The organism is Sinomonas sp. R1AF57, from assembly GCF_002224485.1.
Classification (GTDB): domain Bacteria; phylum Actinomycetota; class Actinomycetes; order Actinomycetales; family Micrococcaceae; genus Sinomonas; species Sinomonas flava.
In genome coordinates, this window is sequence record NZ_CP022463.1 from 556,940 (window position 1) to 580,703 (window position 23,764).

20 protein-coding genes and 1 riboswitch are annotated in these 23,764 nt (G+C 71.1%); of the genes, 15 read left to right on the plus strand and 5 right to left on the minus strand.

Annotation, left to right across the window (positions count from 1 at the left end; all coding sequences use genetic code 11):
- Positions 1–26 precede the first annotated feature (26 nt).
- The 9 genes from CGQ25_RS02645 to CGQ25_RS02685 all read left to right on the plus strand — a co-directional run bounded on the left by CGQ25_RS02645 (position 27) and on the right by CGQ25_RS02685 (position 12,170).
- Positions 27–2,567, plus strand: a complete 2,541-nt coding sequence (locus CGQ25_RS02645) for a Tex family protein (RefSeq protein WP_369802280.1) — start codon at positions 27–29, stop codon at positions 2,565–2,567.
- Positions 2,568–2,692: 125 nt separating this feature from the next.
- Positions 2,693–3,346 carry a GNAT family N-acetyltransferase gene (locus CGQ25_RS02650; protein ID WP_255405523.1) on the plus strand — a complete coding sequence of 218 codons (654 nt, stop codon included), beginning with the start codon at positions 2,693–2,695 and terminating at the stop codon, positions 3,344–3,346.
- 34 nt (positions 3,347–3,380) lie between these two features.
- Complete coding sequence (locus CGQ25_RS18625) at positions 3,381–4,082, plus strand: excalibur calcium-binding domain-containing protein (protein ID WP_304442230.1); 702 nt, start codon at positions 3,381–3,383, stop codon at positions 4,080–4,082.
- A gap of 114 nt (positions 4,083–4,196) precedes the next feature.
- Positions 4,197–4,385: a hypothetical protein gene (locus CGQ25_RS02660; protein ID WP_208711688.1), complete on the plus strand. Its 189-nt coding sequence runs from the start codon at positions 4,197–4,199 to the stop codon at positions 4,383–4,385.
- Between the two features lie 180 nt (positions 4,386–4,565).
- A riboswitch (glycine riboswitch) is annotated at positions 4,566–4,664 on the plus strand.
- Between the two features lie 133 nt (positions 4,665–4,797).
- The gene (gene gcvP, locus CGQ25_RS02665; RefSeq protein ID WP_208712832.1) at positions 4,798–7,683 is read left to right on the plus strand and encodes an aminomethyl-transferring glycine dehydrogenase; all 2,886 of its coding nucleotides are present in this window, start codon (positions 4,798–4,800) and stop codon (positions 7,681–7,683) included.
- Positions 7,684–7,774: 91 nt separating this feature from the next.
- Positions 7,775–8,944 carry a glycine cleavage system aminomethyltransferase GcvT gene (gene gcvT, locus CGQ25_RS02670; protein ID WP_208711689.1) on the plus strand — a complete coding sequence of 390 codons (1,170 nt, stop codon included), beginning with the start codon at positions 7,775–7,777 and terminating at the stop codon, positions 8,942–8,944.
- Between the two features lie 41 nt (positions 8,945–8,985).
- Positions 8,986–9,369, plus strand: coding sequence for a glycine cleavage system protein GcvH (gcvH, locus tag CGQ25_RS02675; RefSeq protein ID WP_208711690.1), 384 nt, complete (start codon positions 8,986–8,988; stop codon positions 9,367–9,369).
- Complete coding sequence (gene glyA / locus CGQ25_RS02680) at positions 9,366–10,691, plus strand: serine hydroxymethyltransferase (RefSeq protein ID WP_208711691.1); 1,326 nt, start codon at positions 9,366–9,368, stop codon at positions 10,689–10,691. The genes gcvH and glyA overlap by 4 nt, the downstream gene beginning before the upstream one ends.
- A 66-nt stretch (positions 10,692–10,757) precedes the next feature.
- A complete protein-coding gene (locus tag CGQ25_RS02685; protein ID WP_208711692.1) occupies positions 10,758–12,170 on the plus strand; it encodes an L-serine ammonia-lyase in 1,413 nt (470 codons plus the stop codon).
- A 45-nt stretch (positions 12,171–12,215) separates the two neighbouring features.
- Here the strand turns inward: CGQ25_RS02685 and CGQ25_RS02690 are convergent, their stop codons facing one another.
- Complete coding sequence (locus tag CGQ25_RS02690) at positions 12,216–12,770, minus strand: type 1 glutamine amidotransferase domain-containing protein (RefSeq protein WP_208711693.1); 555 nt, start codon at positions 12,768–12,770, stop codon at positions 12,216–12,218.
- Positions 12,771–12,885: 115 nt separating this feature from the next.
- Here CGQ25_RS02690 and CGQ25_RS02695 point away from each other — a divergent pair, with 115 nt between their 5' ends.
- Positions 12,886–14,010 (plus strand): peptidoglycan bridge formation glycyltransferase FemA/FemB family protein, encoded by a 1,125-nt coding sequence (locus tag CGQ25_RS02695; RefSeq protein WP_208711694.1) that lies wholly within the window; start codon positions 12,886–12,888, stop codon positions 14,008–14,010.
- Positions 14,011–14,041: 31 nt separating this feature from the next.
- Positions 14,042–15,769 (plus strand): threonine/serine exporter ThrE family protein, encoded by a 1,728-nt coding sequence (locus CGQ25_RS02700; protein WP_255405525.1) that lies wholly within the window; start codon positions 14,042–14,044, stop codon positions 15,767–15,769.
- 50 nt (positions 15,770–15,819) lie between these two features.
- On the opposite strand, the gene CGQ25_RS02705 is transcribed toward CGQ25_RS02700, so the two are convergent.
- Together CGQ25_RS02705 and CGQ25_RS02710 are read right to left on the minus strand one after the other, a co-directional pair.
- Positions 15,820–16,686: a siderophore-interacting protein gene (locus CGQ25_RS02705; RefSeq protein WP_208711695.1), complete on the minus strand. Its 867-nt coding sequence runs from the start codon at positions 16,684–16,686 to the stop codon at positions 15,820–15,822.
- Between the two features lie 58 nt (positions 16,687–16,744).
- Complete coding sequence (locus CGQ25_RS02710; protein ID WP_208711696.1) at positions 16,745–17,524, minus strand: uracil-DNA glycosylase; 780 nt, start codon at positions 17,522–17,524, stop codon at positions 16,745–16,747.
- 210 nt (positions 17,525–17,734) lie between these two features.
- Here CGQ25_RS02710 and CGQ25_RS02715 point away from each other — a divergent pair, with 210 nt between their 5' ends.
- The 4 genes from CGQ25_RS02715 (at position 17,735) to groL (ending at position 21,775) form a co-directional block, all read left to right on the plus strand.
- A complete protein-coding gene (locus CGQ25_RS02715; RefSeq protein ID WP_369802316.1) occupies positions 17,735–17,959 on the plus strand; it encodes a DUF3263 domain-containing protein in 225 nt (74 codons plus the stop codon).
- Positions 17,960–18,008: 49 nt separating this feature from the next.
- Positions 18,009–18,617 (plus strand): LytR C-terminal domain-containing protein, encoded by a 609-nt coding sequence (locus CGQ25_RS02720; RefSeq protein ID WP_208711698.1) that lies wholly within the window; start codon positions 18,009–18,011, stop codon positions 18,615–18,617.
- 35 nt (positions 18,618–18,652) lie between these two features.
- Positions 18,653–19,876, plus strand: a complete 1,224-nt coding sequence (locus tag CGQ25_RS02725) for an ABC transporter substrate-binding protein (RefSeq protein WP_255405526.1) — start codon at positions 18,653–18,655, stop codon at positions 19,874–19,876.
- Between the two features lie 270 nt (positions 19,877–20,146).
- On the plus strand, positions 20,147–21,775 hold the full coding sequence (groL, locus tag CGQ25_RS02730; protein ID WP_208711699.1) for a chaperonin GroEL: 1,629 nt from the start codon (positions 20,147–20,149) through the stop codon (positions 21,773–21,775).
- A 151-nt stretch (positions 21,776–21,926) separates the two neighbouring features.
- Here the strand turns inward: groL and CGQ25_RS02735 are convergent, their stop codons facing one another.
- Together CGQ25_RS02735 and CGQ25_RS02740 are read right to left on the minus strand one after the other, a co-directional pair.
- Positions 21,927–22,523, minus strand: coding sequence for a hypothetical protein (locus CGQ25_RS02735; RefSeq protein WP_255405527.1), 597 nt, complete (start codon positions 22,521–22,523; stop codon positions 21,927–21,929).
- Between the two features lie 311 nt (positions 22,524–22,834).
- Positions 22,835–23,455, minus strand: a complete 621-nt coding sequence (locus tag CGQ25_RS02740; RefSeq protein WP_208711700.1) for a DUF6318 family protein — start codon at positions 23,453–23,455, stop codon at positions 22,835–22,837.
- Positions 23,456–23,764: the final 309 nt, after the last annotated feature.

The following is a 23,764-nucleotide window of genomic DNA, read 5'->3' on the forward strand; positions in this document are numbered from 1 at the left end:
TCGGTGCCATGGTGCACAGTAGGAGGGTGAGCACAGCGACTTCTCCCGCCTCCCGCCCTGCTGCCCTTCACGAGCCGTCCCTGCCGACGCCGGAGCAGACTGCCGAGGACATCGCCACGACGATCGCGGCCGAGCTCGGGGTCGAGCCGTGGCAGGTCCGGGCGGCGATCGGCCTGCTCGACGGCGGTGCCACGGTGCCGTTCATCGCCCGGTACCGCAAGGAGGCCACGGGGACGCTGGACGATGCCCAGCTGCGGGCCCTCGAGGAGCGGCTGCGCTACCTCCGCGAACTCGAGGACAGGCGGCGCGCTATCCTCACGGCCGTCGCCGAGCAGGGTGCGCTCACCGAGGACCTGCAGGCGGCGCTCCTTGCCGCCTTGACGAAGTCCGAGCTCGAGGACCTCTACCTCCCCTACAAGTCCAAGCGCCGCACCCGCGCGCAGATTGCCCGGGAGGCCGGGCTCGAGCCGCTTGCGGACGCACTCCTTGCCGATCCCAGCCAGGACCTCGAGGCCCTCGCCGGGCTGTACGTGGACGGCGAACGCGGCGTCGCCTCAGCCCAGGATGCCCTTGCGGGTGCCCGGGCAATCCTCACCGAGCGCGCCGGCCAGGACGCCGAGCTCGTGGCCACGCTGCGCGAACGGCTCTTCTCCGGCGGCCGCCTGCGTTCGGCTGCGAAGGGCGGCGCCGCTGCCACGCACGACGCCGGCCCGCGTGGGACCTCGGAGTCGTCTGGGAACCACGCCGGCGCCGGGAAGTATGCGGACTTCGCGGACTACGTCCAGCCCGTCGGGACCGTGCCCGGCCATCGCGTCCTGGCACTCCTGCGCGGGGAGCGGGAGGGCGAGCTCTCGCTCGAGATCGCGGAGGCGGACCCCCGGGACGAGTCGGCGCTCGCCGAAGCACGGTCGCGTTACGAGGGAGCGGTCGCCCGGGCCCTCGGCGTGCGGGGCGGGACGGACACCGCGGCGGGGAAGTGGCTGGCCCAGACCGTCAAGGTCGCGTGGCAGGGCCGTCTCCTCGCCAAGCTCGAGTCCGACCTGCGCTCGCGCCTCTTCGAATCCGCCGAGGACGAGGCTGTGAAGGTGTTCGCCGCCAACCTGCGTGACGTCCTGCTTGCGGCGCCAGCCGGCAACCGTCCGGTCCTCGGCCTCGATCCGGGCCTGCGCACCGGCGTCAAGGTCGCCGTCGTGGACGCGACGGGCAAAGTCGTTGACACGGCGACGGTGTACCCGCATGCGCCGGCGAAGAAGTGGGAGGAGTCGCTCGCGGTCCTCGAACGGCTCGCCCGGAAGCACGCCGTCGAGCTGGTCGCGGTCGGCAATGGCACGGCGAGCCGTGAGACGGACCGGCTCGCGGGGGACCTCCTCGGACGTCTCGGCATGCCGCGAAGCGCGAAGGTCATCGTCTCCGAGGCGGGAGCCTCCGTGTACTCGGCCTCGGCGCTCGCCTCGGCCGAGCTCCCGGACCTCGACGTGTCCCTGCGGGGCGCGGTCTCGATCGCGCGCCGCCTCCAGGATCCGCTCGCCGAGCTGGTCAAGATCGACCCGAAGTCGATCGGTGTGGGGCAGTACCAGCACGACGTCACCCAGTCCAAGCTCGAGCGTTCGCTCGACGCGGTCGTCGAGGACTGCGTCAACGCGGTCGGGGTCGACGTCAACACCGCGTCCCCGGCCCTCCTTGCCCGGGTCGCCGGTGTGGGCCCGATCCTGAGCAGGAACATCGTCGAGTACCGCGATGCCAACGGGGCCTTCGCATCGCGCTCGGAGCTCAAAAAGGTCCCCCGGCTCGGGGCGAAGGCTTTCGAGCAGTGCGCAGGGTTCCTGCGGATCACCGGCGGGAAGCAGCCGCTCGACGCTTCGGCCGTGCACCCCGAGGCCTACGGCCTCGCGGAGAGGATCCTTGCGTCGGCCGGGGGGTCGAAGGAACGGGTCGCGACCCTCAGCGCCGCGGCATTCGTCGACGACCGCTTCGGGCTGCCCACCGTCCAGGACGTCATGGCCGAGATCGTCCGCCCCGGCAGGGACCCGCGTCCGGAGTTCGTGACGGCTGCGCTGAAGGAGGGAGTGGAGACCATCAACGACCTCACGCCGGGAATGGTCCTCGAAGGCACCGTGTCCAACGTCGCTGCGTTCGGTGCCTTCGTCGACATCGGCGTGCACCAGGACGGCCTCGTGCACGTCTCGGCCATGAGCAGCAGGTTCGTCGCCGATCCGCGGGAGGTGGTGCAATCGGGACAGGTCGTGAAGGTCAAGGTCCTCGAGGTCGACGTGCCGCGCAAGCGCATCTCGCTCACGCTGCGCCTCGACGACGAGCCCGGAGCCGGGAGGAACGCCGGGGCCGGCACACGCGGCGGGGAGGACCGGCGTCGTCAGCCTGGCGAGCAGCGCTCGGGCGGCCAGCAGCAGGGCGGACCGCGACAGGGCGGCAGCCAGCAGCGGACCGGCAGCGAGCCCGGCCGGGGGCAGCGGAGCGGTGCCCAGCAAGGCGGTGCGCCCCGGGGCAAGCGGCCCGAACCCGCGGACACCGCTCTGGCGGAGGCGCTGCGCCGGGCGGGGCTCGCCTGAGCGCCGCGGCAGTGCATGCCTGAGCGCCGCCCGCGAGCCGTGTGCCGGCACAGCCCGCGGGCCGGCCGCTCCGGCCCCGCTCACTCGGACGGCGCCGGGCGTGGTCTGCGTGTACGGTGGCGCAGGTGACCTCCCCTGTGCTCCTGACCGGGTCGCGTGTGGTGCTGCGCGACTGGACCCCCGACGACATCGAGGCCTACCGGCGGTGGATTGTCCCCCCTGCCTCCGGAACGACCCCCAACGGGGTACACGAGTGGCAGCTCTTCGACGGACCGTTCTACTCGCGGTGGACCGCAGACGGCGCGAACCGCTGGTGCGACGGGCTCCTGCGGCGGGCGCACGACGCCGACTGGCCGGCCGTGCGCGAGAACCTCGCCGTGGTGGACGCGGCCTCGGGCGAGTTCGTGGGCCAGGCCTCGTGGTACTGGGAGGAGAAGCCGGGGGAGGAGTCCGCTGACGGCACCGCGCTGCTGCCGTGGCGGCGGCTGGGCCTCGTCGTGTTCGACCCGGCGCACTGGTCGGGTGGGTACGGGACCGAGGCGCTGGCACTGTGGACCGACTACCTCTTCGCGGCCACTGACAGCGGCCGGCTCGACTTCGCGACCTGGAGCGGGAACGTCGGCATGTGCCGGGTGGGCCAGAAGCTCGGCTTCACCGAGGAAGCCCGGTTCCGCAAGGCCCGGAAGGTCCGCGGCGAGCTCTACGACGCGGTCGTCTACGGGGTGCTGCGGGAAGAATGGGAAGCCCACCGCGGTGGCAGGGGCGGCCCGCGCCCCTGAGGCCGAGCGCAGACGCGTGGCAGAATGGCATGCGGTGCTACCTGAGACCGGACCCCACGACGAGGCTCCTTCAGGGCCCGGAGAGGGCCTGAGGGAGCGCCGCGAGCGTACCCGGATCCGTCCTCTCACGGCGCTTCTCGCGGCCCTGGCAGCGGGCGTGGCGGTCGCCGGTCTCGTGGTTGCCCCAGCCGCCGTCCTTGCCGTGGCGGCAGTGCTCCTGTGCCTCGCTCTCTTCTGGAAGTCTTCCGCGCGGAGGTCCGCCGGCTCCGGCTTCGTGCCGACCGCTGTCGTGTGGGGAGGCATCGTGGCCCTCGTCCTCGCGCTCGGCGCAGCCTCGGTGCAGGGAGTCGCCGGCGCCTGGTCCTCGGCCCTCAGCGGCCTGGCCGCCCCCGCGGGCCGTGCCCCGGCACCGGGTGCGACGACGACGCAGCCCGCCGCCCGGCCCTCGTCCACGTCCGCAGCCCCGACCAGCATCCCCGCCACGCCGGCCGCACCGGAAGCGGCGAACGCTGCGCCCAGCCAGATCCTCTCGGCGCCGCCCGCCCCGCAGCCCGTGTCCGCGGCTGCCGCGCCGCCGGCACCCGCGCAGACCGTGGCCCCGGCGCCGGCCCGCCCCGCGCCCAGCTACAAGAACTGCGGTGCCCTGCGGGCGGCGGGAATCGCGACGCTGACCGCGGGCGAGGCCGGGTACAGCCTCCAGCTCGACCGCAACGGCGACGGGATCGCCTGCAACTGACCCGGGTGTCGAAGATCACAGCCGCCGCGTCGGCCGCCGCGTCATTCCGCCGCCGTCGGGCAGCGAAAATTAGGGGGTGGTCCTTCTAGGGGAGGGGCCGGAGCGAGTGGAGCGATGTTCGATTTCAACCTTCAGACGGCCGTCTTCTTCGGCACCGTGGCGCTGGGCGCGCTGCTGTTCGGGCTCGGTGTCCTGGCATTCCTGGGCACGACCCTCATGGTGGGAGCATTCAAGGGAATCCATCAGACCGCCGAGGCGGCGCAGGAGCGGCTGCGGCGCGAGCGGTCGCCGATTACCGGCTGAGCTGCGCCAGGCGAGAAGGGCTCCGTCCATCAGGACGGGGCCCTTCGGCGTCACGGGAGGCGGCTCTCAGTTGGGCCCGGACGGGGAAGGCATTTGCCGATGTGACCCTTGGCATAGCAGAATTGGACGTACACCACGGCGCCGAACGCTCGGGGTGTGCGCACAATTGAAGACAGCCTCTGATCTGCGGCGGGAGAGTCCTGCGAGCAAGAGCAAGCAGGCGCCGTAGGAGCAACACCTCCCCAGGAATCTCTCAGGCACCTGTACCGCTGCGGCAAGGCAACTCTGGAAAGCGGCCCAATTGGGCTCACCGACGGTGCAAGCCGGAACCATCCGGCGGAATCTCTCAGGTCCCATACAGAGCGGGGAGGAACCTGTTACATCGCCACACCCCACCGGGTGGGCCGAAATGATGGAGTTCCCCGTGACGGACCTTTCCCCCGCAGTCTTCGTCGACCGCCACATCGGCGTCCGGCGCGACGCCGACATCAAGCACATGCTCAACACCGTCGGGTTCGACAGCATCGACGCGCTCGCTTCGGCAGCTGTGCCCGACAGCATCAAGCAGGAGCAGCCGCTCACGCTCGACACGGCGCTCAGCGAGTCCGAGGCCCTCGCCTCCCTGCGCGCTCTGGCGGCCAAGAACAAGCCCCGCGTCCAGATGATCGGTCAGGGCTACTACGACACCGTCACCCCGCCGGTCATCCGCCGGAACATCGTCGAGGACCCGGCCTGGTACACGGCGTACACCCCGTACCAGCCCGAGATCTCCCAGGGCCGCCTCGAGGCCCTCCTGAACTTCCAGACCGCGGTCGAGGACCTCACCGGCCTCCCGATCGCCAACGCGTCCCTCCTCGACGAGGCCACCGCCGTCGTCGAGGCCGTGCTGCTGATGCGCCGCGCCAACAAGAACAAGGCTGCCGCGAACGGCCGGACCGTGCTGGACGCGGACCTCTTCCCGCAGTCGATCGCGATCGTCAAGGGCCGCGCCGCGGCCCTCGGCTTCGAGGTCGAGGTCGCCGACCTCTCCGCCGGCCTGCCCGACGGCCCGATCAACGGCATCGTCCTGCAGCAGCCCAGCGCGTCCGGCCTCGTCGCCAGCGCCTCCGGTCTCATCGCCCAGGCCAAGGAGCGCGGCGCGATGGTGACCATCGCCGCGGATCTCCTCGCCCTCACCCTCATCACGTCCCCGGGCGAGCAGGGCGCGGACATCGCCGTCGGCAGCGCGCAGCGCTTCGGCGTCCCGCTCTTCTACGGCGGTCCGCACGCCGCCTTCATGGCGGTCCACGCCGGCCTCGAGCGCCAGCTCCCCGGCCGCCTCGTGGGCGTCTCCAAGGACGACGCCGGTGTCCCCGCCTACCGCCTCGCGCTGCAGACCCGTGAGCAGCACATCCGCCGCGAGAAGGCCACGTCCAACATCTGCACGGCGCAGGCGCTCCTCGCGATCGTCGCGTCCATGTACGCCGTCTACCACGGCCCCGAGGGCCTGCGGGCGATCGCGGAGCGCACGCACCGCCACGCGCGCTCGCTCGCCGCGGCCCTCGAGGGCGCCGGCGTCGAGATCGCCCACCGCAGCTTCTTCGACACGATCACGGCCCGCGTCCCCGGCCGCGCCGCCGCCCTCGTGGAGAAGGCGGAGAAGCAGGGCGTGAACCTGCGCCTCGTCGACGCCGACACCGTCGGCATCTCCTGCGACGAGACCACCACCTCCGAGCACGTCGCGACCGTGGCCGGCGTCTTCGGCGCGGGCGCCGCGGGCGACGGCGTCGACGTCCATCCCAGCGCTGCGGCTGACGGTGGCTTCGCGATCGAGTCCGACGCGCTGCGCACGAGCCAGTACCTGACCCACCCGGTCTTCCACTCGTACCGCTCCGAGACGCAGATGATGCGCTACCTGCGCAAGCTCTCCGACCGCGACCTCGCCCTCGACCGCACGATGATCCCGCTGGGCTCCTGCACGATGAAGCTCAACGCGACGGTCGAGATGGAGGCCATCACGTGGCCCGAGTTCGCGGGCATCCACCCGTTCGCTCCGGACTCGCAGACCGAGGGCTGGCGGGAGCTCATCTCCGGGCTCGAGGCGGACCTCGCGGCCATCACCGGCTACGACCAGGTCTCCATCCAGCCGAATGCGGGCTCGCAGGGCGAGCTCGCGGGCCTCCTCGCGATCAGCGGCTACCACGCCTCCCGGGGCGAGTCGCAGCGCAACGTGTGCCTCATCCCCGCCTCGGCCCACGGCACGAACGCGGCCTCCGCCGTCCTGGCAGGCATGAAGGTCGTCGTCGTCGCCACGGCCTCCGACGGCACGATCGACCACACCGACCTCAACGCCAAGATCGAGGCGCACCGCGACGAGCTCGCCGCGATCATGATCACGTACCCGTCCACGCACGGCGTGTACGACGCCGACGTCCGCGAGGTCTGCGACGCGGTCCACGCCGCGGGCGGCCAGGTCTACATCGACGGCGCGAACATGAACGCGCTCGTCGGCCTCGCCCAGCCGGGCAAGTTCGGCGGCGACGTCTCGCACCTGAACCTGCACAAGACGTTCTGCATCCCGCACGGCGGCGGCGGCCCCGGCGTCGGCCCGGTCGCGGCCCGCGCGCACCTCGCCCCGTTCATGCCGGGCGACGCCGCGACGTGGGACGGCGGGGCCGACGTCCCGGTCTCGGCCTCGCGTTTCGGCTCCGCCGGCGTGCTCCCGATCTCGTGGGCGTACGTGAAGCTCATGGGCGGCGACGGCCTGACCGAGGCCACGAAGTCCGCGCTCCTGGCCGCGAACTACATTGCCAAGCGCCTCGACTCCTCCTTCCCCGTCCTCTACACGGGAGAGGGCGGCCTCGTCGCGCACGAGTGCATCCTCGACCTGCGCGACCTCACCGCCAAGACCGGCGTGACCGCGGAGGACGTCGCGAAGCGCCTCATCGACTTCGGCTTCCACGCCCCGACCCTCGCGTTCCCGGTCGCCGGGACGCTCATGGTCGAGCCGACCGAGTCCGAGGACCTCGTCGAGATCGACCGGTTCATCGACGCGATGGTCGCCATCCGCGCCGAGATCGACCAGGTCGCTGCCGGCGACTTCACGGTCCAGGACTCGCCGCTGCGCCGTTCGCCGCACACGGCCGCCGCAGTCGTCTCCTCCGACTGGGACCGCCCCTACACCCGCGAGCAGGCCGCCTTCCCGGGTTCGGTCCACACGCAGGACAAGTACTTCGCCCCGGTCGGCCGCATCGACGGTGCCGGCGGCGACCGCAACCTCGTCTGCGCGTGCCCGCCCCTCGAAGCATTCGAGAACTGACCGACCACGCTGGTTGAGCGGAGTCGAAACCGGCTCCAGACCATGTTTCGACTCCGCTTCGCTTCGCTCAACCACCGCAAGGAGACTCTCCATGACTGAGACCACCACAGAGCGCCACACCGCGCTGTATGACAGGCACGCCGAGCTCGGCGCGTCGTTCACCGACTTCGGCGGCTGGCAGATGCCGCTCAAGTACGGCTCGGAGCTCGCCGAGCACCGCGCCGTCCGCGAGACGGCGGGCCTGTTCGACCTCTCCCACATGGGCGAGGTCTGGGCCACCGGCCCCGGCGCCGGCGCGTTCCTCGACTACGCGCTCGTGGGCAAGCTGTCCGCGATCGCGGTCGGGAAGGCCAAGTACTCGCTCATCTGCGCCGAGGACGGCGGGATCATCGACGATCTCATCGTCTACCGTGTCGCGGAGAACGACTTCCTCGTGGTGCCCAACGCCGGCAACGCGCTGACCGTCGCCTCCGAGCTCGAGGACCGCCTCGCCGCGTTCTCGGCCTCGTCCGACGCTGGCAAGGTCGCCCTCCGCAACGCCTCCGACGAGACGTCGCTCGTCGCGGTCCAGGGCCCGAACGCCGAGGCGATCGTGCTCGCCGTCGTGCGCGCCCAGGATGCCGACGCCGTCACGGGCCTCAAGTACTACGCGGCCGTCGAGGTCGAGGTGGAGCTCGAGCAGGGCACCATTCCGGTGCTCCTGGCCCGCACCGGCTACACCGGGGAGGACGGCTTCGAGCTGTTCGTCGGCAACGGCAGCGCCGCCGCCCTCTGGGACGCACTCAAGGCTGCCGGCGAGGGCCACGGCCTCATCCCGTGCGGCCTCGCCGCGCGCGACTCCCTGCGCCTCGAGGCGGGCATGCCCCTCTACGGTAACGAGCTCTCCCGTGAGCGCTCGCCCTTCGCGGCGGGCCTGGGCGGCGTCGTCGCCCTCAAGAGCAAGGAGGGCGACTTCGTCGGCCGCTCCGCGCTCGAGGCCAAGAAGGCTTCCGGCGAGGGCACCACGAGCGGCCAGCGCCTCGTCGGCCTGAAGGGACTCGGCCGGCGCGCCGCCCGCGGCCACTACCCGATCCTCAAGGACGGCGCCCAGGTCGGCGAGGTGACGTCGGGCCAGCCCAGCCCCACCCTCGGCTACCCGGTCGCGCTCGCGTACGTCGACGTGGAGCTCTCCGCTCCCGGCACGAAGCTCGACGCCGACCTGCGCGGCAAGGCCGAGCCCTTCGAGGTCGTCGAGCTCCCGTTCTACAAGCGCCAGAAGTAGCGCTCCACGCTTTCCCTTCAGAGAAGAAAAGGAAGACCACTATGAGCAAGGTCCAGACCGGCCTCCGTTACTCCGAAGAGCACGAGTGGCTCGACACCGACGGCGGTGCCGCCGCCAAGGTCGGCGTCTCCCAGGTCGCCGCTGACGCGCTGGGCGACGTCGTCTACCTCGACCTGCCGGAGGCCGGCAGCGAGGTCACCGCGGGCGCCACCTGCGGCGAGATCGAGTCGACGAAGAGCGTCTCCGACCTCTACTCGCCGGTCTCCGGCACGGTCGTCGAGGTCAACCAGGAGGCCATCGACAACCCGGCCCTGGTCAACGAGGACCCGTACGGCGCCGGCTGGCTCTTCACCGTCCAGGTCTCCGAGGAGGGCCCGCTCATGTCGGCCGAGGAGTACGCGGAGAAGAACGGCGGCGAGCTGTGAGCGCCCCCGTGCAGGGCGCGGCACAGTTCGAGCAGGTCCGCTCGCAGTCGCTCGACGCCGACCTGGCCGCCCTCGACCCGGAGGTCGCCGCGAGCATCAATGCCGAGGCAGCCCGCCAGCGCGGCGGCCTCGAGATGATCGCCTCCGAGAACCACACCGCTGTGGCCGTCATGCAGGCGCAGGGCTCGGTCCTGACCAACAAGTACGCCGAGGGCTACCCGGGCAAGCGCTACTACGGCGGCTGCGAGCACGTCGACGTCATCGAGACGCTCGCGCTCGAGCGCGTCAAGGCACTCTTCGGCGCCGAGTATGCCAACGTGCAGCCGCACTCCGGCGCCCAGGCGAACGCCTCGGTCATGCACGCCCTCATCAAGCCGGGCGACACGATCATGGGCCTGAACCTGGCCCACGGCGGCCACCTCACCCACGGCATGCGGATCAACTTCTCCGGCAAGCTCTACAACGTCATCCCGTACCAGGTCCGCGAGGACGACCACCGGATCGACATGGCCGAGGTCGAGCGCCTCGCCCAGGAGCACCGGCCGCAGCTCATCGTGGCCGGCTGGTCCGCCTACGCGCGCCAGCTCGACTTCGCCGAGTTCCGCCGGATAGCCGACTCCGTGGGCGCCTACCTCATGGTGGACATGGCCCACTTCGCCGGCCTCGTGGCCGCGGGCCTGCACCCGAGTCCCGTCCCGCACGCCCACGTGGTCACGTCGACGACGCACAAGACCCTCGCGGGCCCGCGCGGAGGCATCATCCTGACGAACGACCCGGACATCGCCAAGAAGGTCAACTCCGCGGTGTTCCCCGGCCAGCAGGGCGGCCCGCTCGAGCACGTCGTGGCCGGCAAGGCCGTGGCGTTCAAGATCGCCGGCTCGCCGGAGTTCAAGGAGCGCATGGAGCGTGTCCTCGCCGGCGCGAAGATCCTCGCCGAGCGGCTCACGCAGGAGGATGTCAAGGCCGCCGGCATCGGCGTCGTCTCGGGCGGCACCGACGTCCACCTCGTCCTCGTCGACCTCCGCAACGCCGCCCTCGACGGGCAGCAGGCCGAGGACCTCCTCGCGGCGATCGACATCACGGTGAACCGCAACGCCGTCCCGTTCGACCCGCGGCCGCCGATGGTCACCTCGGGCCTGCGGATCGGCACGCCGGCGCTCGCCACCCGCGGCTTCGGCGAGGCGGCGTTCCGCGAGGTTGCCGACATCATCGCCGAGGCCCTCATCGCCGGGCCCGAGGGCGACCTGTCCGGCCTCAAGGCCCGCGTCGAGGCCCTCGCCGCGGCGCACCCGCTCTACCCGGGGGTCTCCGACCTGGCGTGACCCCCTGCGTGGGCCCGGCCATCCCGGGCCCACGCACCCCCAACTCCTTCAGGAAGGATCCCCGACATGGCCGTCGGCGTCTTCGAACTGTTCTCCGTGGGCATCGGCCCCTCCAGCTCCCACACCGTGGGTCCCATGCGCGCGGGCGCCGTCTTCGCACGCGAGCTGCACGAGAAGGGCATCCTCGAACGCGTCGCCTCGCTGCGCGTCGACCTCTACGGCTCGCTCGCCGCGACCGGCCACGGCCACGGGACCTTCACGGCCGTGCTCCTGGGCCTCGAGGGCTTCGAGCCGGAGGAGATCCTCCCGCACGAGGTCGAGGAGCGGCTCGCCGCGATCGACGAGACGGGCAAGCTCAACCTCGCGGGCGGGGCGCTCCTCGAGTACGGGGTGAAGGACATGGTCCTGCACCCGCTCACCGTCCTGCCCCGGCACACCAACGGCATGAAGTTCCAGGTGTTCGGCGCGGACGACGCCGAGGGGTCGCCTGAGCTGCTCCACGAGGCCACGTTCTTCTCCGTGGGCGGCGGCTTCATCGTGCGCGAGGGCGAGGAGGACTCCGCGCAGGAGGAGCTCGACGCGTCCAAGAAGGAGCTCCCCTTCCCGTTCCGCACCGCTGCCGAGCTGCTGGGGCGCTGCTCCTCGAAGGGCCTCTCGATCAGCGACATCATGCTCGTCAACGAGAAGGCCTCCCGGTCCGAGGACGAGATCCGCGACGGGCTCCTCCACATCTGGGCTGTCATGGAGGGCTGCGTCGAGTCGAGCCTCAAGCGCGAGGGGCTCCTTCCCGGCGGACTGAAGGTGCGCCGTCGTGCGCCTGACTGGCACGAGCGGCTGCTGAAGGAGGACAAGGACCGCGATCCCAAGTACTGGCAGGAGTGGGTGAACCTCATCGCCCTCGCGGTGAACGAGGAGAACGCCTCCGGCGGCCGCGTCGTCACTGCGCCGACCAACGGCGCGGCCGGGATCATCCCCGCCGTCCTCTACTACGCGCTCAACTATGCCCCCGGCATGGACAAGGCGACGCAGGAGGACAAGGACGATGTGGTCGTCAAGTTCCTCCTGGCCGCAGGCGCCGTCGGTGTCCTGTACAAGGAGCAGGCCTCCATCTCCGGCGCGGAGGTGGGGTGCCAGGGCGAGGTGGGTTCGGCGTCGTCCATGGCCGCCGCCGGTCTGGCCGAGGTGATGGGCGGAACGCCCGCCCAGGTCGAGAACGCGGCCGAGATCGCCATGGAGCACAACCTCGGCCTCACGTGCGACCCCATCGGCGGGCTCGTCCAGGTGCCCTGCATCGAGCGCAACGCGATCGCCGCCGCCAAGGCCATCAACGCCGCCAAGATGGCTCTCTGGGGCGACGGCACGCACCGCGTCTCGCTCGATGAGGTCATCGTGACCATGCGTGAGACGGGCAAGGACATGAGCCACAAGTACAAGGAGACCGCCATGGGCGGCCTCGCGGTGAACGTGGTGGAGTGCTAGGGGCCCAGCGGCTGAGAGCGTGCCGGGCCCCTGCGGGTGGTGCTCCTACCTGTGCTGGCCCTCGGCGATCTCCTCGAGCATCTTGCTGCAGAAGGCCTCGAGGTCGCCGGGGTTGCGGGAGGTCGTGAGGCCGTGGTCTGTCACGACCTCCTGGTCGACCCACTGCGCGCCCGCATTGGTGAGGTCGGTCTCGAGCGACGCGTAGGAGGTCATCGTCCGGCCCTTCACCACCCCCGCCTCGATGAGGATCCACGGGCCGTGGCAGATCGCGGAGATGGGCTTGCCGGCCTCGGCGAAGGACTTCACGAACGCGACGCCCTCCTTCTCGAGGCGCATCTTGTCCGCGTTCACCGTTCCACCAGGGAGCACGAGTGCGTCGTAGTCGTCCGGGTTGGCCCCGGAGAGCGGGACGTCGACTGGGAAGGAATCCCCGTGGTCCCAGTCGCCCTTCATCGCGGTGATCGTTCCCGATTCGGGGGAGACCAGGACCGGCTGGCCTCCCGCCTGCTCGACGGCCTTCCACGGCTCGGTCAGCTCGGCCTGCTCCACGCCGTTGGTCAGGAGGAACGCGATCTTCTTGCCGGTGATGTCATGTGCCATGCCTACCGGTTTCCCGATCCGCCGGGAGCGCAAACCGGCCCCGGAGGGAGGGACGGCAGCGCGGACTGACTAGACTGGCAGAGGCCCGCAGCCAGACCGAAGGGATCCCTCCTCCGTGACCAGCCACACTGTCACCTTCACCGCCCGCTTCGCGAACGACACCGAAATCGAGAACTGGGACAAGCACGTCACGGCCAACCCCAATGGCGGCAACCTGCTCCAGTCGGCGGCGTTCGCGGCCGTCAAGAGGAACTTCGGGTGGGACGTCCGGCATCTCGTGCTGGAGCCGCGCGTCGGCCATGGGGGAGAGGCCGGCGAGCATGAAGCACAGCCGAGCTACAACCTCGTCCTGGAGAAGTCCGTCCCCCTGCTGGGCCGCTTCTGGTACCTCATCAAGGGCCCGGACGTCGCGGCCGCCGAGCAGGTCCCCGCGGCCCTCGCCGCGGTGAAGGAGTTCGTCCTCCGGGAGCGCCTCGGCGTGTTCGCCGTCAAGATCGAGCCGGACATCGTCGACTCCGACTCCTCCCGCGCGCTCCTGGCCGGGGCCGGCCTCGTCAAGGTCCCCAACCTGCAGCCCAATGACTCGACGGCGATCCTCGACATCAGCACCGAGCCCCGACTCATCCTCAAGAGCCTCCACTCCCGCGGCCGCAACGCCGTCCGCCGCGCCGAGCGAGAGGGCGTCGAGGTGGTCGAGGCGGAGCCCACGCTCGAGAACTACCGCACCATGCACGCCCTCATGACCGGGACGCTGAACTCAAAGTCGCGCACCGGCGTGCAGGTGCGCAGCTTCGACTACTACCGCCAGTTCTGGACCGAATTCACCCAGCGCGGCCAGGGGCGGCTCTACTTCGTCTATGAGAACGGCCGGCCCTCCGTCGGGGCCTTCGTCATCAACTACGGCCGCAAGGGCACGTACAAGGACGGCGGCTCGCTGCAGAAGCGGACCCAGTACGGCGACTCCCACCTCGTGCAGTGGACCGCGATCAACCGCGTCAAGGAGCTCGGCTGCACCGAGTACGACTTCTGCGGCACACCCCCGGCGGACCGCCTGAAGGACACCTCCCACCCGTTCCACGGCCTGGGCCTGTTCAAGACCTCGTTCACCAAGACCGTGACGGACTTCGTGGGCTGCTGGGACTTCGTCATCGACCCGCTGCGCTACAGAGCATGGACGACGGCGGGCGAGCGGATCGCGCGCCAGCTCTACACGCGCCGCACGGGCCAGCAGTTCTACTGATCCACGAAAGGGTCCCGGGGGAGGGATACGCATGGCGGAGTCCGAACGCGCGGAGGGGCCCGGCGGGGACATCCCCGCCGGCGTGATTCCGCAGATCACACCCATCGCCTTCACCGACGCGCCCGCGGCGGCATCGGACAGCTCGGCGACCACTGCCGCCGGGGAACGCACGACGCCGGGTGGGCACGCGGCGTCGTCCGGGCCGCCCGCGCTGCACGCACCCACGCCGGCACCGGTCGCCCCGGTGGCCCTGACGGCGACGCCGGTCGCGCCCCCGGCAGCCGCTCCCGCGGTCGCACCGCCGCCCGCGGCGCCGGGGACCCCGGCCACCCAGCCGATCAGCGCCTCACAGGTCCGCGCCAACGCCGCCGCGAAGCGCGTCCTCGCGCGGTTCATGCGGGGCGAGAACCCGCCCACGGCTCCGATGAGCATCGTGGACCGGCTTGCCGGCAGCCCGTACGAGAACCTCGCGATCCCGTCTGGGCCCGACGAGTCCGCCCGGCGGACCCTCGACTTCGCACTCCTGCTGGCCGAGACGATGTTCCGCTACGGGGCAGGCGCCCTCGAAGTCGAGACCTCCATGATCGCTTCCACAGCCGCCCTCGGGCTCCGGCACATCGAGGTGGACATCACGAACCAGTCCGTGGCGATCAACTATGCACCGCAGGACGGGACGCCGATCACGCTCATGCGCGTGGTCCGCTCGTGGACGAGCAACTACGCCGGCCTCGTGCTCGTGCACCAGCTCGTCACCGAGATCGCCGCGGGCGGTGTGGGCCGCGACGAGGCGATGCGCCGGCTCCAGAGCATCTCGCGGCGCGCCAAGCCGTTCCCCAAATGGTCGGTGACCTTCGCGTTCGGCGTCTTCGCGGCAGCGTTCGTGGGCGTCATCGGAGGGGGCCAGCTCGCCTCGCTCGTCGCGTTCGGCTCCAACCTGCTGATCTCGGTGGTGGCGCGGGTGATGGGCAGGTGGCGGATCCCGGACTTCTTCGTCACGCTCGCGAGCTCGTTCGTGGTGACGATGGTCGCGCTGCTGATGTTCGCCGCGCAGCTGCCCATCGCACCGGCCATCGTCGTGGTGGGCGGCATCCTCCTGCTGTTGCCGACCGCCCGGCTCGTCTCCGCGACGCAGGACGCCATCAACGGCTTCCCCGTGACAGCTGCCGGCCGGTACCTCTCGGCATTCCTCACGTTCGCCGCGCTCGTGGCCGGGATCGCCGTCGCCACGGCCGTGGGGGAGCTGCTCGGGATCGAGCGGATCGACGTCACCGAGACGTTCCCGCCCGCCTATCCGTACATCGTCCAGGTGCTGCTCATCGGGGCCGCCGTCGCCTCAATCGCCATCACCGAGCAGACCTCCCGGAGGCTCGTGCTGCCGACGGCGGCCGTCGGCGTCGTGGGGTACCTCGCCCTGACCGGGGTGGGGCTGCTCGGGGTCGGGGACAGGATCGCGCCTGCGGTGAGCGCCGTCGTCATGGGGTTCCTCGCGCGGATCGTGGCCCTCCGGCTCGGCGCGCCGCAGCTCGTGGTCGCGGTGCCGGCGGCGCTCATCCTCCTGCCCGGGCTGACGATCTTCCGCTCCATGTACATCGCGACCATCGACGCCGCGCAGATCACCACCGGCGCCGGGGGAATGCTCACGGCGATGGCCATCATCCTGGGGGCGGCGGCCGGCGTCGTGCTCGGCGACAACCTCGCGCGGCCGTTCACCCGCGGCGGGGCGTCCCTCGAGCGGCGCCGCCGCTCCCGCCGTAGGTGACCCCCAGGACCTGACCCCCAGAGGCACGCGGGGTGCCCCGGGGACGCGGTTCAGATCTGGCCGATGGGGAGCTTCTTCTCCGCCTGGAACTGGTCCTCGGCCCGGCCCAGGGCCCAGTAGCCGGAGAGGGACAGACGTTCGCGCGGCACCTCGCGCTGCTTGAACACGGCGCGGAGCTCCTTCATGGCCCCCCGCTCGCCATGGGCGAAGACGTGGGGGATGCCCTCGGGCCACGTCGACTCGGCGACGGCCTCGGCGAGCACCAGAGTCTCGCCGGCGGGGAAGCCCTCGCGGGAGAGCCATCGGACATCGATCCCGGAGGGCGCGCGCAGCTCGATGACGTCGTCTCCGCTGCCGACTTCGAGGAACGCGATCCCCGTCGCGTCCGCCGGGAGCGCCTCGAGCGCCGCCCCGATCGCGGGAAGCGCGGACTCGTCCCCGGCGAAGAGGTACCACGGCGCGTCCGGTGCCGGCGAGTAGGCGCCCCCGGGGCCGGTGCACACGAGCCGGTCACCCGGCTGCGCGCTTGCGGCCCACGGCCCGGCGAGGCCCTCGTCGCCGTGGACCACGAAGTCGATCGCGAGCTCTCCGGCCGCGGGATCGAACCAGCGCACCGTGTAGGTGCGGGACACTGGCCACTGCGCGCGCGGGAGGGACTCCTTGAGCTCCTGCAGGTCCACAGGCCCGTCCGGCCACCGGCCGCCGGGCAGCTCGGTCGGGAAGGCGATCTTCACGTACTTGTCGGCGAACCCGTTGTCGACGAAGGCGTCGAACCCGGGCCCGCCCACCACGACCCGGACCATGTGGGGGGTCAGCTGTTCGGTGCGCGCGACCACGAGGTCGAGCGTGGGCCGGGCCCTCTTCGCGGGGGCGGCGGCGGGTCCCTGCGGCACTGGGCTCTCGGCGGCCGAAGTCATGCGCCCCAGACTACCGGGTGGCCCGCGCCGGCCCGGCTCCGGTGACGCGGGGCCCGGGTCAGGCCCAGCGGACGGGAGCGGCGCCCTGCTGGGCCAGGAGCTCGTTCGCCCTGCTGAACGGGCGCGAGCCGAAGAACCCCCGCGACGCGCTCAGCGGCGAAGGGTGCGCCGAGGCGATGGTCGGAGTCGCTCCCAGGAGAGGCGCGACCGACTGCGCGTCCCTGCCCCACAGGATCGCCACGAGCGGTGCACCACGGGCGACGACCGCCCACACCGCCGCGTCGGTGACCTCCTCCCAGCCGAGCCGGCGGTGGGACCCGGCCGCGCCGGCGCGCACCGACAGGACCCGGTTGAGCAGCAGGACGCCCTCGTCGGCCCACGGGGACAGGTCGCCGTCACTGGGGGCAGGTACGCCGAGGTCCGCAGACAGCTCCCGGTAGATGTTGGCGAGGCTGCGTGGGAGGGGCCGGACGTGGGCGTCGCATGCGAAGGAAAGGCCGATCGCGTGGCCCGGCGTGGGGTACGGGTCCTGGCCGATCACGATCACCTTCACCTCGTGCAGCGGGCGGGCGAAGGCCCGCAGGAGGCGCGCAGGGGCTGGGAGGATGACGGCGCCGTCGTGCGCCTGCCGGGCGAGTGCGGAGAGCGCGGCGCGCAGGGTCGGCTCGCAGGGGGCGAGGGCCACTGCCCACTCGGGGTGCACGAGTTCGGCGAGCGGGGCGGCCGCCATCCGCTCGAACTCGCGGGCGGCCTCCTCGGACGACGCCGCGTGCTCGCCGGCGGCGGACCCGCTTGCCGCGGGCGCCGGCAGGTCGAAGAGGGGTTCGGCGTCCATCATCTACGCCAGTGTGCCAGAGGGAACTCGGCGGCGCCCGGGAGCCTACGCTCTGGGCGCAGCGCCGGGCGCGCCGGAATGACACTCCTGTAGTTCCCTCTTAAACTGGAACGCATGTCGGCAGCAGCGCACCAGACCCATGTCAGGGCCCAGGATCTCGAGCGGGCGGCGGCAGGCCGCCCCGTGGAGGGGCTCAGCGAGCGGGACGTGAAGATGCTGGCCCTCGAGCGCGGGTGGTGGAAGTACGCGGGCGCCAAGGAACAGGCCATCCGCGACCTCTTCGACCTCTCGGCCACGCACTACTACCAGCAGCTCAACACCCTCATTGACACCGAGGCCGCCCTGGCCCACGACCCGATGCTTGTGAAGAGGTTGCGTAGACTGAGGACGTCGCGGCAGCGCGCGCGCACCGCCCGCCGGCTCGGTGGGGGCGCCTGACGCTGCCCGCTGTCCCCAGCAGGCCACCGACAAGGACCCTGACCCAGGCATGAGAACGTACCCCCGCGACGAATTCGATGCAGTACCCGAGTCTCCCCGCAGGCAGGGCGTGCACAGGACGCGGGAGGGGGAGGAGCCGCAGCGGCGATCGGGCCTCGGGTGGATCCTCGCCGCGGGCATCCTCGCCCTCGTGATCGGGGCGGTGGCCTTCTTCCTGCTCCCGCGCCTCGGGATCAGCGGCTCCGAATCCGCCGTGGCGTCGGCGCCGTCGACTTCGCAGCCCGCCCCCGAGGGCTCCCAGCCCGCGGCCTCCGCGCCTGCCCCGGCGCCGACTTCAGCGGCGCCCACCCCCACCGCGACCCCGACGCCTACCGAGAGCGCCAACAAGGCCCTCGAGGTCGGCGTGTACAACGCGACCGGCACGGCCGGGCTCGGCAACCGCGTCGCGACCACCGCTCGCACGGCCGGCTGGACGGTCACGGACGTGGGCAACTGGGCCGGCGCCCCCGTGAACTCGTCCGTGGTGTACTACCGCTCCGCGGCCCACGCCGGGTCCGCGAAGGCCCTGGCGGCGGACCTCGGGATCCAGACCGTGCTCGAGGCGCCGGCGCTCGGGCTGCCGCTGGCCGCCGTTGTGGGCCCCGGGTACGCCGGGTGAGGTGTCGCGGCACCGCACTGCCACGCCTTGCTGCCGTGGCTGCCGCCGGCCTCGCGTCTCTCGCCCTTGCGGCCTGCGGGCCCAGCGGCGACGCGCGCACCGCCCACCCGGGGCCATCTGGCGACGGCGTCCTGAGGCTCGGCCTCCTCCTGGACTCCGCCGGCCAGTCCGCCTATCTGAACGACGCCCAGCGCGCCGCCGTCGTGCTCGCGGTGCAGCAGGCGAATGCGGCCGGCGGGTTCAAGGGGAAGCCGGTCGAGCTGCTGGACGCAGCCGTCGGCGAGGACACGGGCAGCGGGGCGAAGCGGCTCGCGGAGGCCGGAGCCGACGTCGTCATCGGGCCCACGGACTCGAGCCGCGCGCCCGCCGCCATCGACGCGCTCGCCGCCGCACAGGTCCCTCTCATCTCCCCGGCGGCAGCCGCTGCCAGCCTGAGCGACTACCGGAGCGGCGGCTTCTTCTTCCGCACCGCCGCGCCCGAGGGTGCCGAGGGCGCCGCCCTCGTCGAGCTCGCCAAGCGCGCCGGAGCCCATCGCATTGCGGTGCTGCACGAGGACAGCGCGTACGGGAAGGCAGTCGCGGCCGGCGCGGCGGGAGCGGCCTCGGCCGCCGGGCTCGAGGAGTCCGGGAGCGCCGAGTTCGGACGCGGCGACGTCCGGTCCAAGGCCGCGGGCACGAAGGACGCTGACGCCGTCCTCGTCGTCGCCCGCTCGGACGGTCGGTCGGTGCTCACCCAGCTCGCCGAGGCCGGGATCCCCGGGAGAAGGCTCCTGCTCTCCGACGGGCTCGTGGACCGGTACGGCTCGGCGCTCGCGAACGGCGTGCTCGACGGCGCCCGCGCCGCCGTCCCGGGGGCCTTCCCGAGCATCGACTTCCAGACCGCGGTCCTCGAGCATGGGCCCGGCCTGAAGGACATGACCTTCGCCGCCGAGGCCTACGACGCCGCCGCCCTCGCGATCCTCGCAGCCGGCGCGGCCGGCGACGATGCCGGCGCCTCCATCGCCTCCCGCCTCACCTCCGTCTCGGGCGGGGAGGCCGCTGGGCAGGGCCCGGGCCAGGCCGCCGGACGCGAGAAGTGCTCGGGCCTGGCCGCATGCCTCGAAGCGCAGGGCCGCGGGACCGCCGTGGACTACGAGGGGGAGTCCGGGCCCATCGACTTCGACGGGCATGGGGACGTCACCACTGGCCGGTTCATGGTGCTCGCCTTCCATGCCGACAACCTGCCCGCGCACGACGGCGAGGTGACCGTCACGCGGTAGCCGCGCGCGCCGTCGTGCGCTGGCCGCGAACACGCCGGCGCGCGAGCGTCCGAGAGGGGCTGTGCGCTTGCACTCGGGTGGGTCGAGTGCTAAACATTGACCTAGCACTCCCACGCTCTGACTGCTAACGCTCTCAGGCGCGGGGGACAGGAACACCTCGCTGGGGTGAGGCCTCCGCGGTCCGTCCATACGGGCCCGGGAGCCGGCCGTCGCGGGCGCTTCAGCAGGGTGGCCCACCGACAGACACGTCCCGAAAGGACCGAAGCCGTCATGGCCAAGATCATTGCATTCGACGAGGAGGCCCGTCGCGGCCTCGAGCGCGGCCTCAACCAGCTGGCCGACGCCGTCAAGGTGACCCTCGGCCCGCGTGGCCGCAACGTCGTCCTCGAGAAGAAGTGGGGCGCCCCCACCATCACGAACGACGGCGTCTCCATCGCCAAGGAGATCGAGCTCGACGACCCGTACGAGAAGATCGGCGCGGAGCTCGTCAAGGAGGTCGCCAAGAAGACCGACGACGTCGCCGGCGACGGAACCACCACCGCCACCGTGCTCGCCCAGGCGCTCGTCCGCGAGGGCCTCCGCAACGTCGCCGCCGGCGCCGACCCGCTCTCGCTCAAGCGCGGCATCGAGAAGGCCGTCGCGGCCGTCACCGAGGAGCTCCTCTCCTCCGCCAAGGAGATCGAGACCAAGGAGGAGATCGCCGCCACCGCGTCCATCTCCGCCGGCGACACCCAGATCGGCGAGCTCATCTCCGAGGCCCTCGACAAGGTGGGCAAGGAGGGTGTCATCACCGTCGAGGAGTCCAACACCTTCGGCCTCGAGCTCGAGCTCACCGAGGGCATGCGCTTCGACAAGGGCTACATCTCGGCCTACTTCGTCACGGACGCCGAGCGTCAGGAGACGGTCCTCGAGGACCCGTACATCCTCATCGTGAACTCCAAGATCTCCTCGGTGAAGGACCTCGTCGCGGTCCTCGAGAAGGTCATGCAGACCAACAAGCCGCTCCTCATCATCGCCGAGGACGTCGAGGGCGAGGCCCTGGCCACGCTCATCGTCAACAAGATCCGCGGCACGTTCAAGTCCGTCGCCGTCAAGGCCCCGGGCTTCGGCGACCGCCGCAAGGCCATGCTGACCGACATCGCCATCCTCACCGGTGGCCAGGTCATCGCGGAGGAGGTCGGCCTCAAGCTCGAGAACGCGACGGTCGAGCTGCTCGGCAAGGCCCGCAAGGTCGTCGTGACCAAGGACGAGACCACGATCGTCGAGGGTGCCGGCGACGCCGACCAGATCGCCGGCCGCGTGTCCCAGATCCGCGCCGAGATCGAGAACTCCGACTCGGACTACGACCGCGAGAAGCTCCAGGAGCGCCTCGCCAAGCTCGCCGGCGGCGTGGCCGTCATCAAGGCTGGCGCGGCCACCGAGGTCGAGCTCAAGGAGCGCAAGCACCGCATCGAGGACGCCGTCCGCAACGCGAAGGCTGCCGTCGAGGAGGGCATCGTCGCCGGTGGTGGCGTGGCCCTCATCCAGGCCGGCGCCAAGGCGTTCGCGAACCTCCAGGTCGAGGGCGACGAGGCCACGGGTGCCAACATCGTCAAGGTCGCGATCGACGCCCCGCTGAAGCAGATCGCCTTCAACGCGGGCCTCGAGCCGGGCGTCGTCGTGGACAAGGTCCGCGGCCTGCCCGCCGGCCACGGCCTCAACGCCGCCACCGGCGTCTACGAGGACCTCCTGGCCGCCGGCGTCAACGACCCGGTCAAGGTCACCCGCTCGGCGCTGCAGAACGCCGCGTCGATCGCCGGCCTGTTCCTCACCACGGAGGCCGTCGTCGCCGACAAGCCCGAGAAGGCCGCTCCGGCTGGCCCGGGTGCCGATGACATGGGCGGTATGGGCGGCTTCTAAGCCCCCCCGTCTCGGGTACGGACAATCCGCGTATCTGACGTTTCGGGTACGCGGAGTGTCCGCCCGGACACCCCACGCACGACGGCGGGGTCCCCACTTAGGTGGGGACCCCGCCGTCCGCGTTTCTGTCTCGGGTACGCGCGGTGCGTGCCTAGGAGCAGCCGTCGCCAGCGGGATTGACGTTGCAGTCGTCGGCGTAGCGTTTGACCTCCGAGCGCCAGATGCTCAGCGTGCGCGGGAGCGAGGGGACCTCGGCTGTGCCGACAATGGCCTGGAACGGGCCGCCGTTGACGGAGTATTCGCCGGTGAAGATCGTTGTGAGTCCGACCGCGACGGTGCCGGTAGCTGCGTAGGCGTGGCTCGTGACGGTCTTCTCGCCCCAGCGGCTCTCCGGGATGGGGCCACCCGGCGCTGTCGTGGTGAGGGCTGCGCCGTCGCCGTAGGTCCACCGGTATTCTGCGGGACGGGCCCTGATGACGAAGCCATGGCCTGCGAGGGTGAGATTGAACGTCTGCTCCTTGGCATCGGCGTAGATGTTGGTCTCGGCGCCCTTGAGGGTGTGTCGGCCCGGCTGGGACCCGATGGTCGCGGCGGCCAGGGGCAGCTCGCGGAACTCCTTCTGGGTGAAGGCAGGAATCGCAGCCGGTCCCTGCACCGGCAGCGGCTGGTCCGGGAATTGGCACGTCGGGGTGCCCGACTTCGCGTAGCGGGTGGGCGTTGTCCCCGGAACGGGCACCATGAGCTGCATCAGCTCACCTTCTCCGCCGCAGCGATCCTGCTGAGGAAGGCATTTCGTAGCCACCTCGTTCGGGTCAGTCAGACACGCTCGGTCCCAGTAGGGTTGGGGGCCATCGGCCACGAGGCCTCCGGGCAAATCGACGGCATTCTTAGTTGAAGCCCTTGTATCCTTCGTCTGCTTCCGGGCTTCAACGACGATTGAGGCGTCGGTTGCGCCCGCGGACGTCGAGGGAGGGGACGGCGCTGGCTCCCGAGGGATTTGAGAGTGAATTGGGGACAAGAAGCATGCGCCCGCGGCGAGGACGCTGAGCACCTGCGTCATCATGACTTGTCGCCCTTGACCTTGCCCAGGTCCCACATTCGCCAGGCACCACCAGAGAATTCGCCGCTTGCCCCAATGTTCGCGACTCCCCCCGACGCAGATCCCCCCGACCCGTCAGTGCTGAAATCAGTGAATGGACGCTGGCTGATCTTGAGATAAGCAAACCAAATCTCGTCTACGTCAGGGGTGCCGTCCGAGGCGTAACTTTCGAGAGTCAAGTCGCCGCCGACGATCCACTTGCCGGTCGAGTAGGTCTTCTTCACGTCGCTGGTAATCGTGTTGCACATGGTGCAGTCGGGGGCAGCCACGGCCAAGGCCGGCTTCGTGTCCCCGGTCTGGTAGGCGTAGTCCAGAAGGTCGATGTAGTGCCGGACGAAGGCTTCGAATCCCTCCCGCGTGTTCTGCTTCGCAGCTTCCGGAAGCGCTGGGACCGGAATGTTGCGTGCTGGTGCAGTGGAGCTTGCCGGCGTCGGCCGAGGGTCAGCGGTTGCGGCTTCTGAAGAGGGCCCTCCGGTCGGGCTCGGTCCGGCGGTTGCGCCGCCTCCGCAGCCTGAGACAAGTAGAGAACCGCTGAGAAGCAGGGCGGGCAGGGCATAACGAAGTGCGCGATGGTGCGCCATGGACATTCCCCCGAAGTCGTTGGTCGGCCGCCACACGGGCGACCGGTGCGATGGGGCCAGTCTATAGGCCTATGACACCGCCCGTCGCAAGTTATCCACAGGGCTAATTAGAGGCGAATTTGGCGTACCTGAGAGTCCCGAGCGGAGAGTTTGTTGTACCCGAAAGGTGGGTGGGAGGGGAATAGCTGTACCCGAAACCTGGGTGGGGCAGGGGAGGGGAGGGCGGAGGACGGGGGCGGGGAGGGGCGGGGGGGAGGGGCTCAGGATTCTGGGGGGCCCTGATGGGAGCGGAGGCGCCACCGGTCGGCG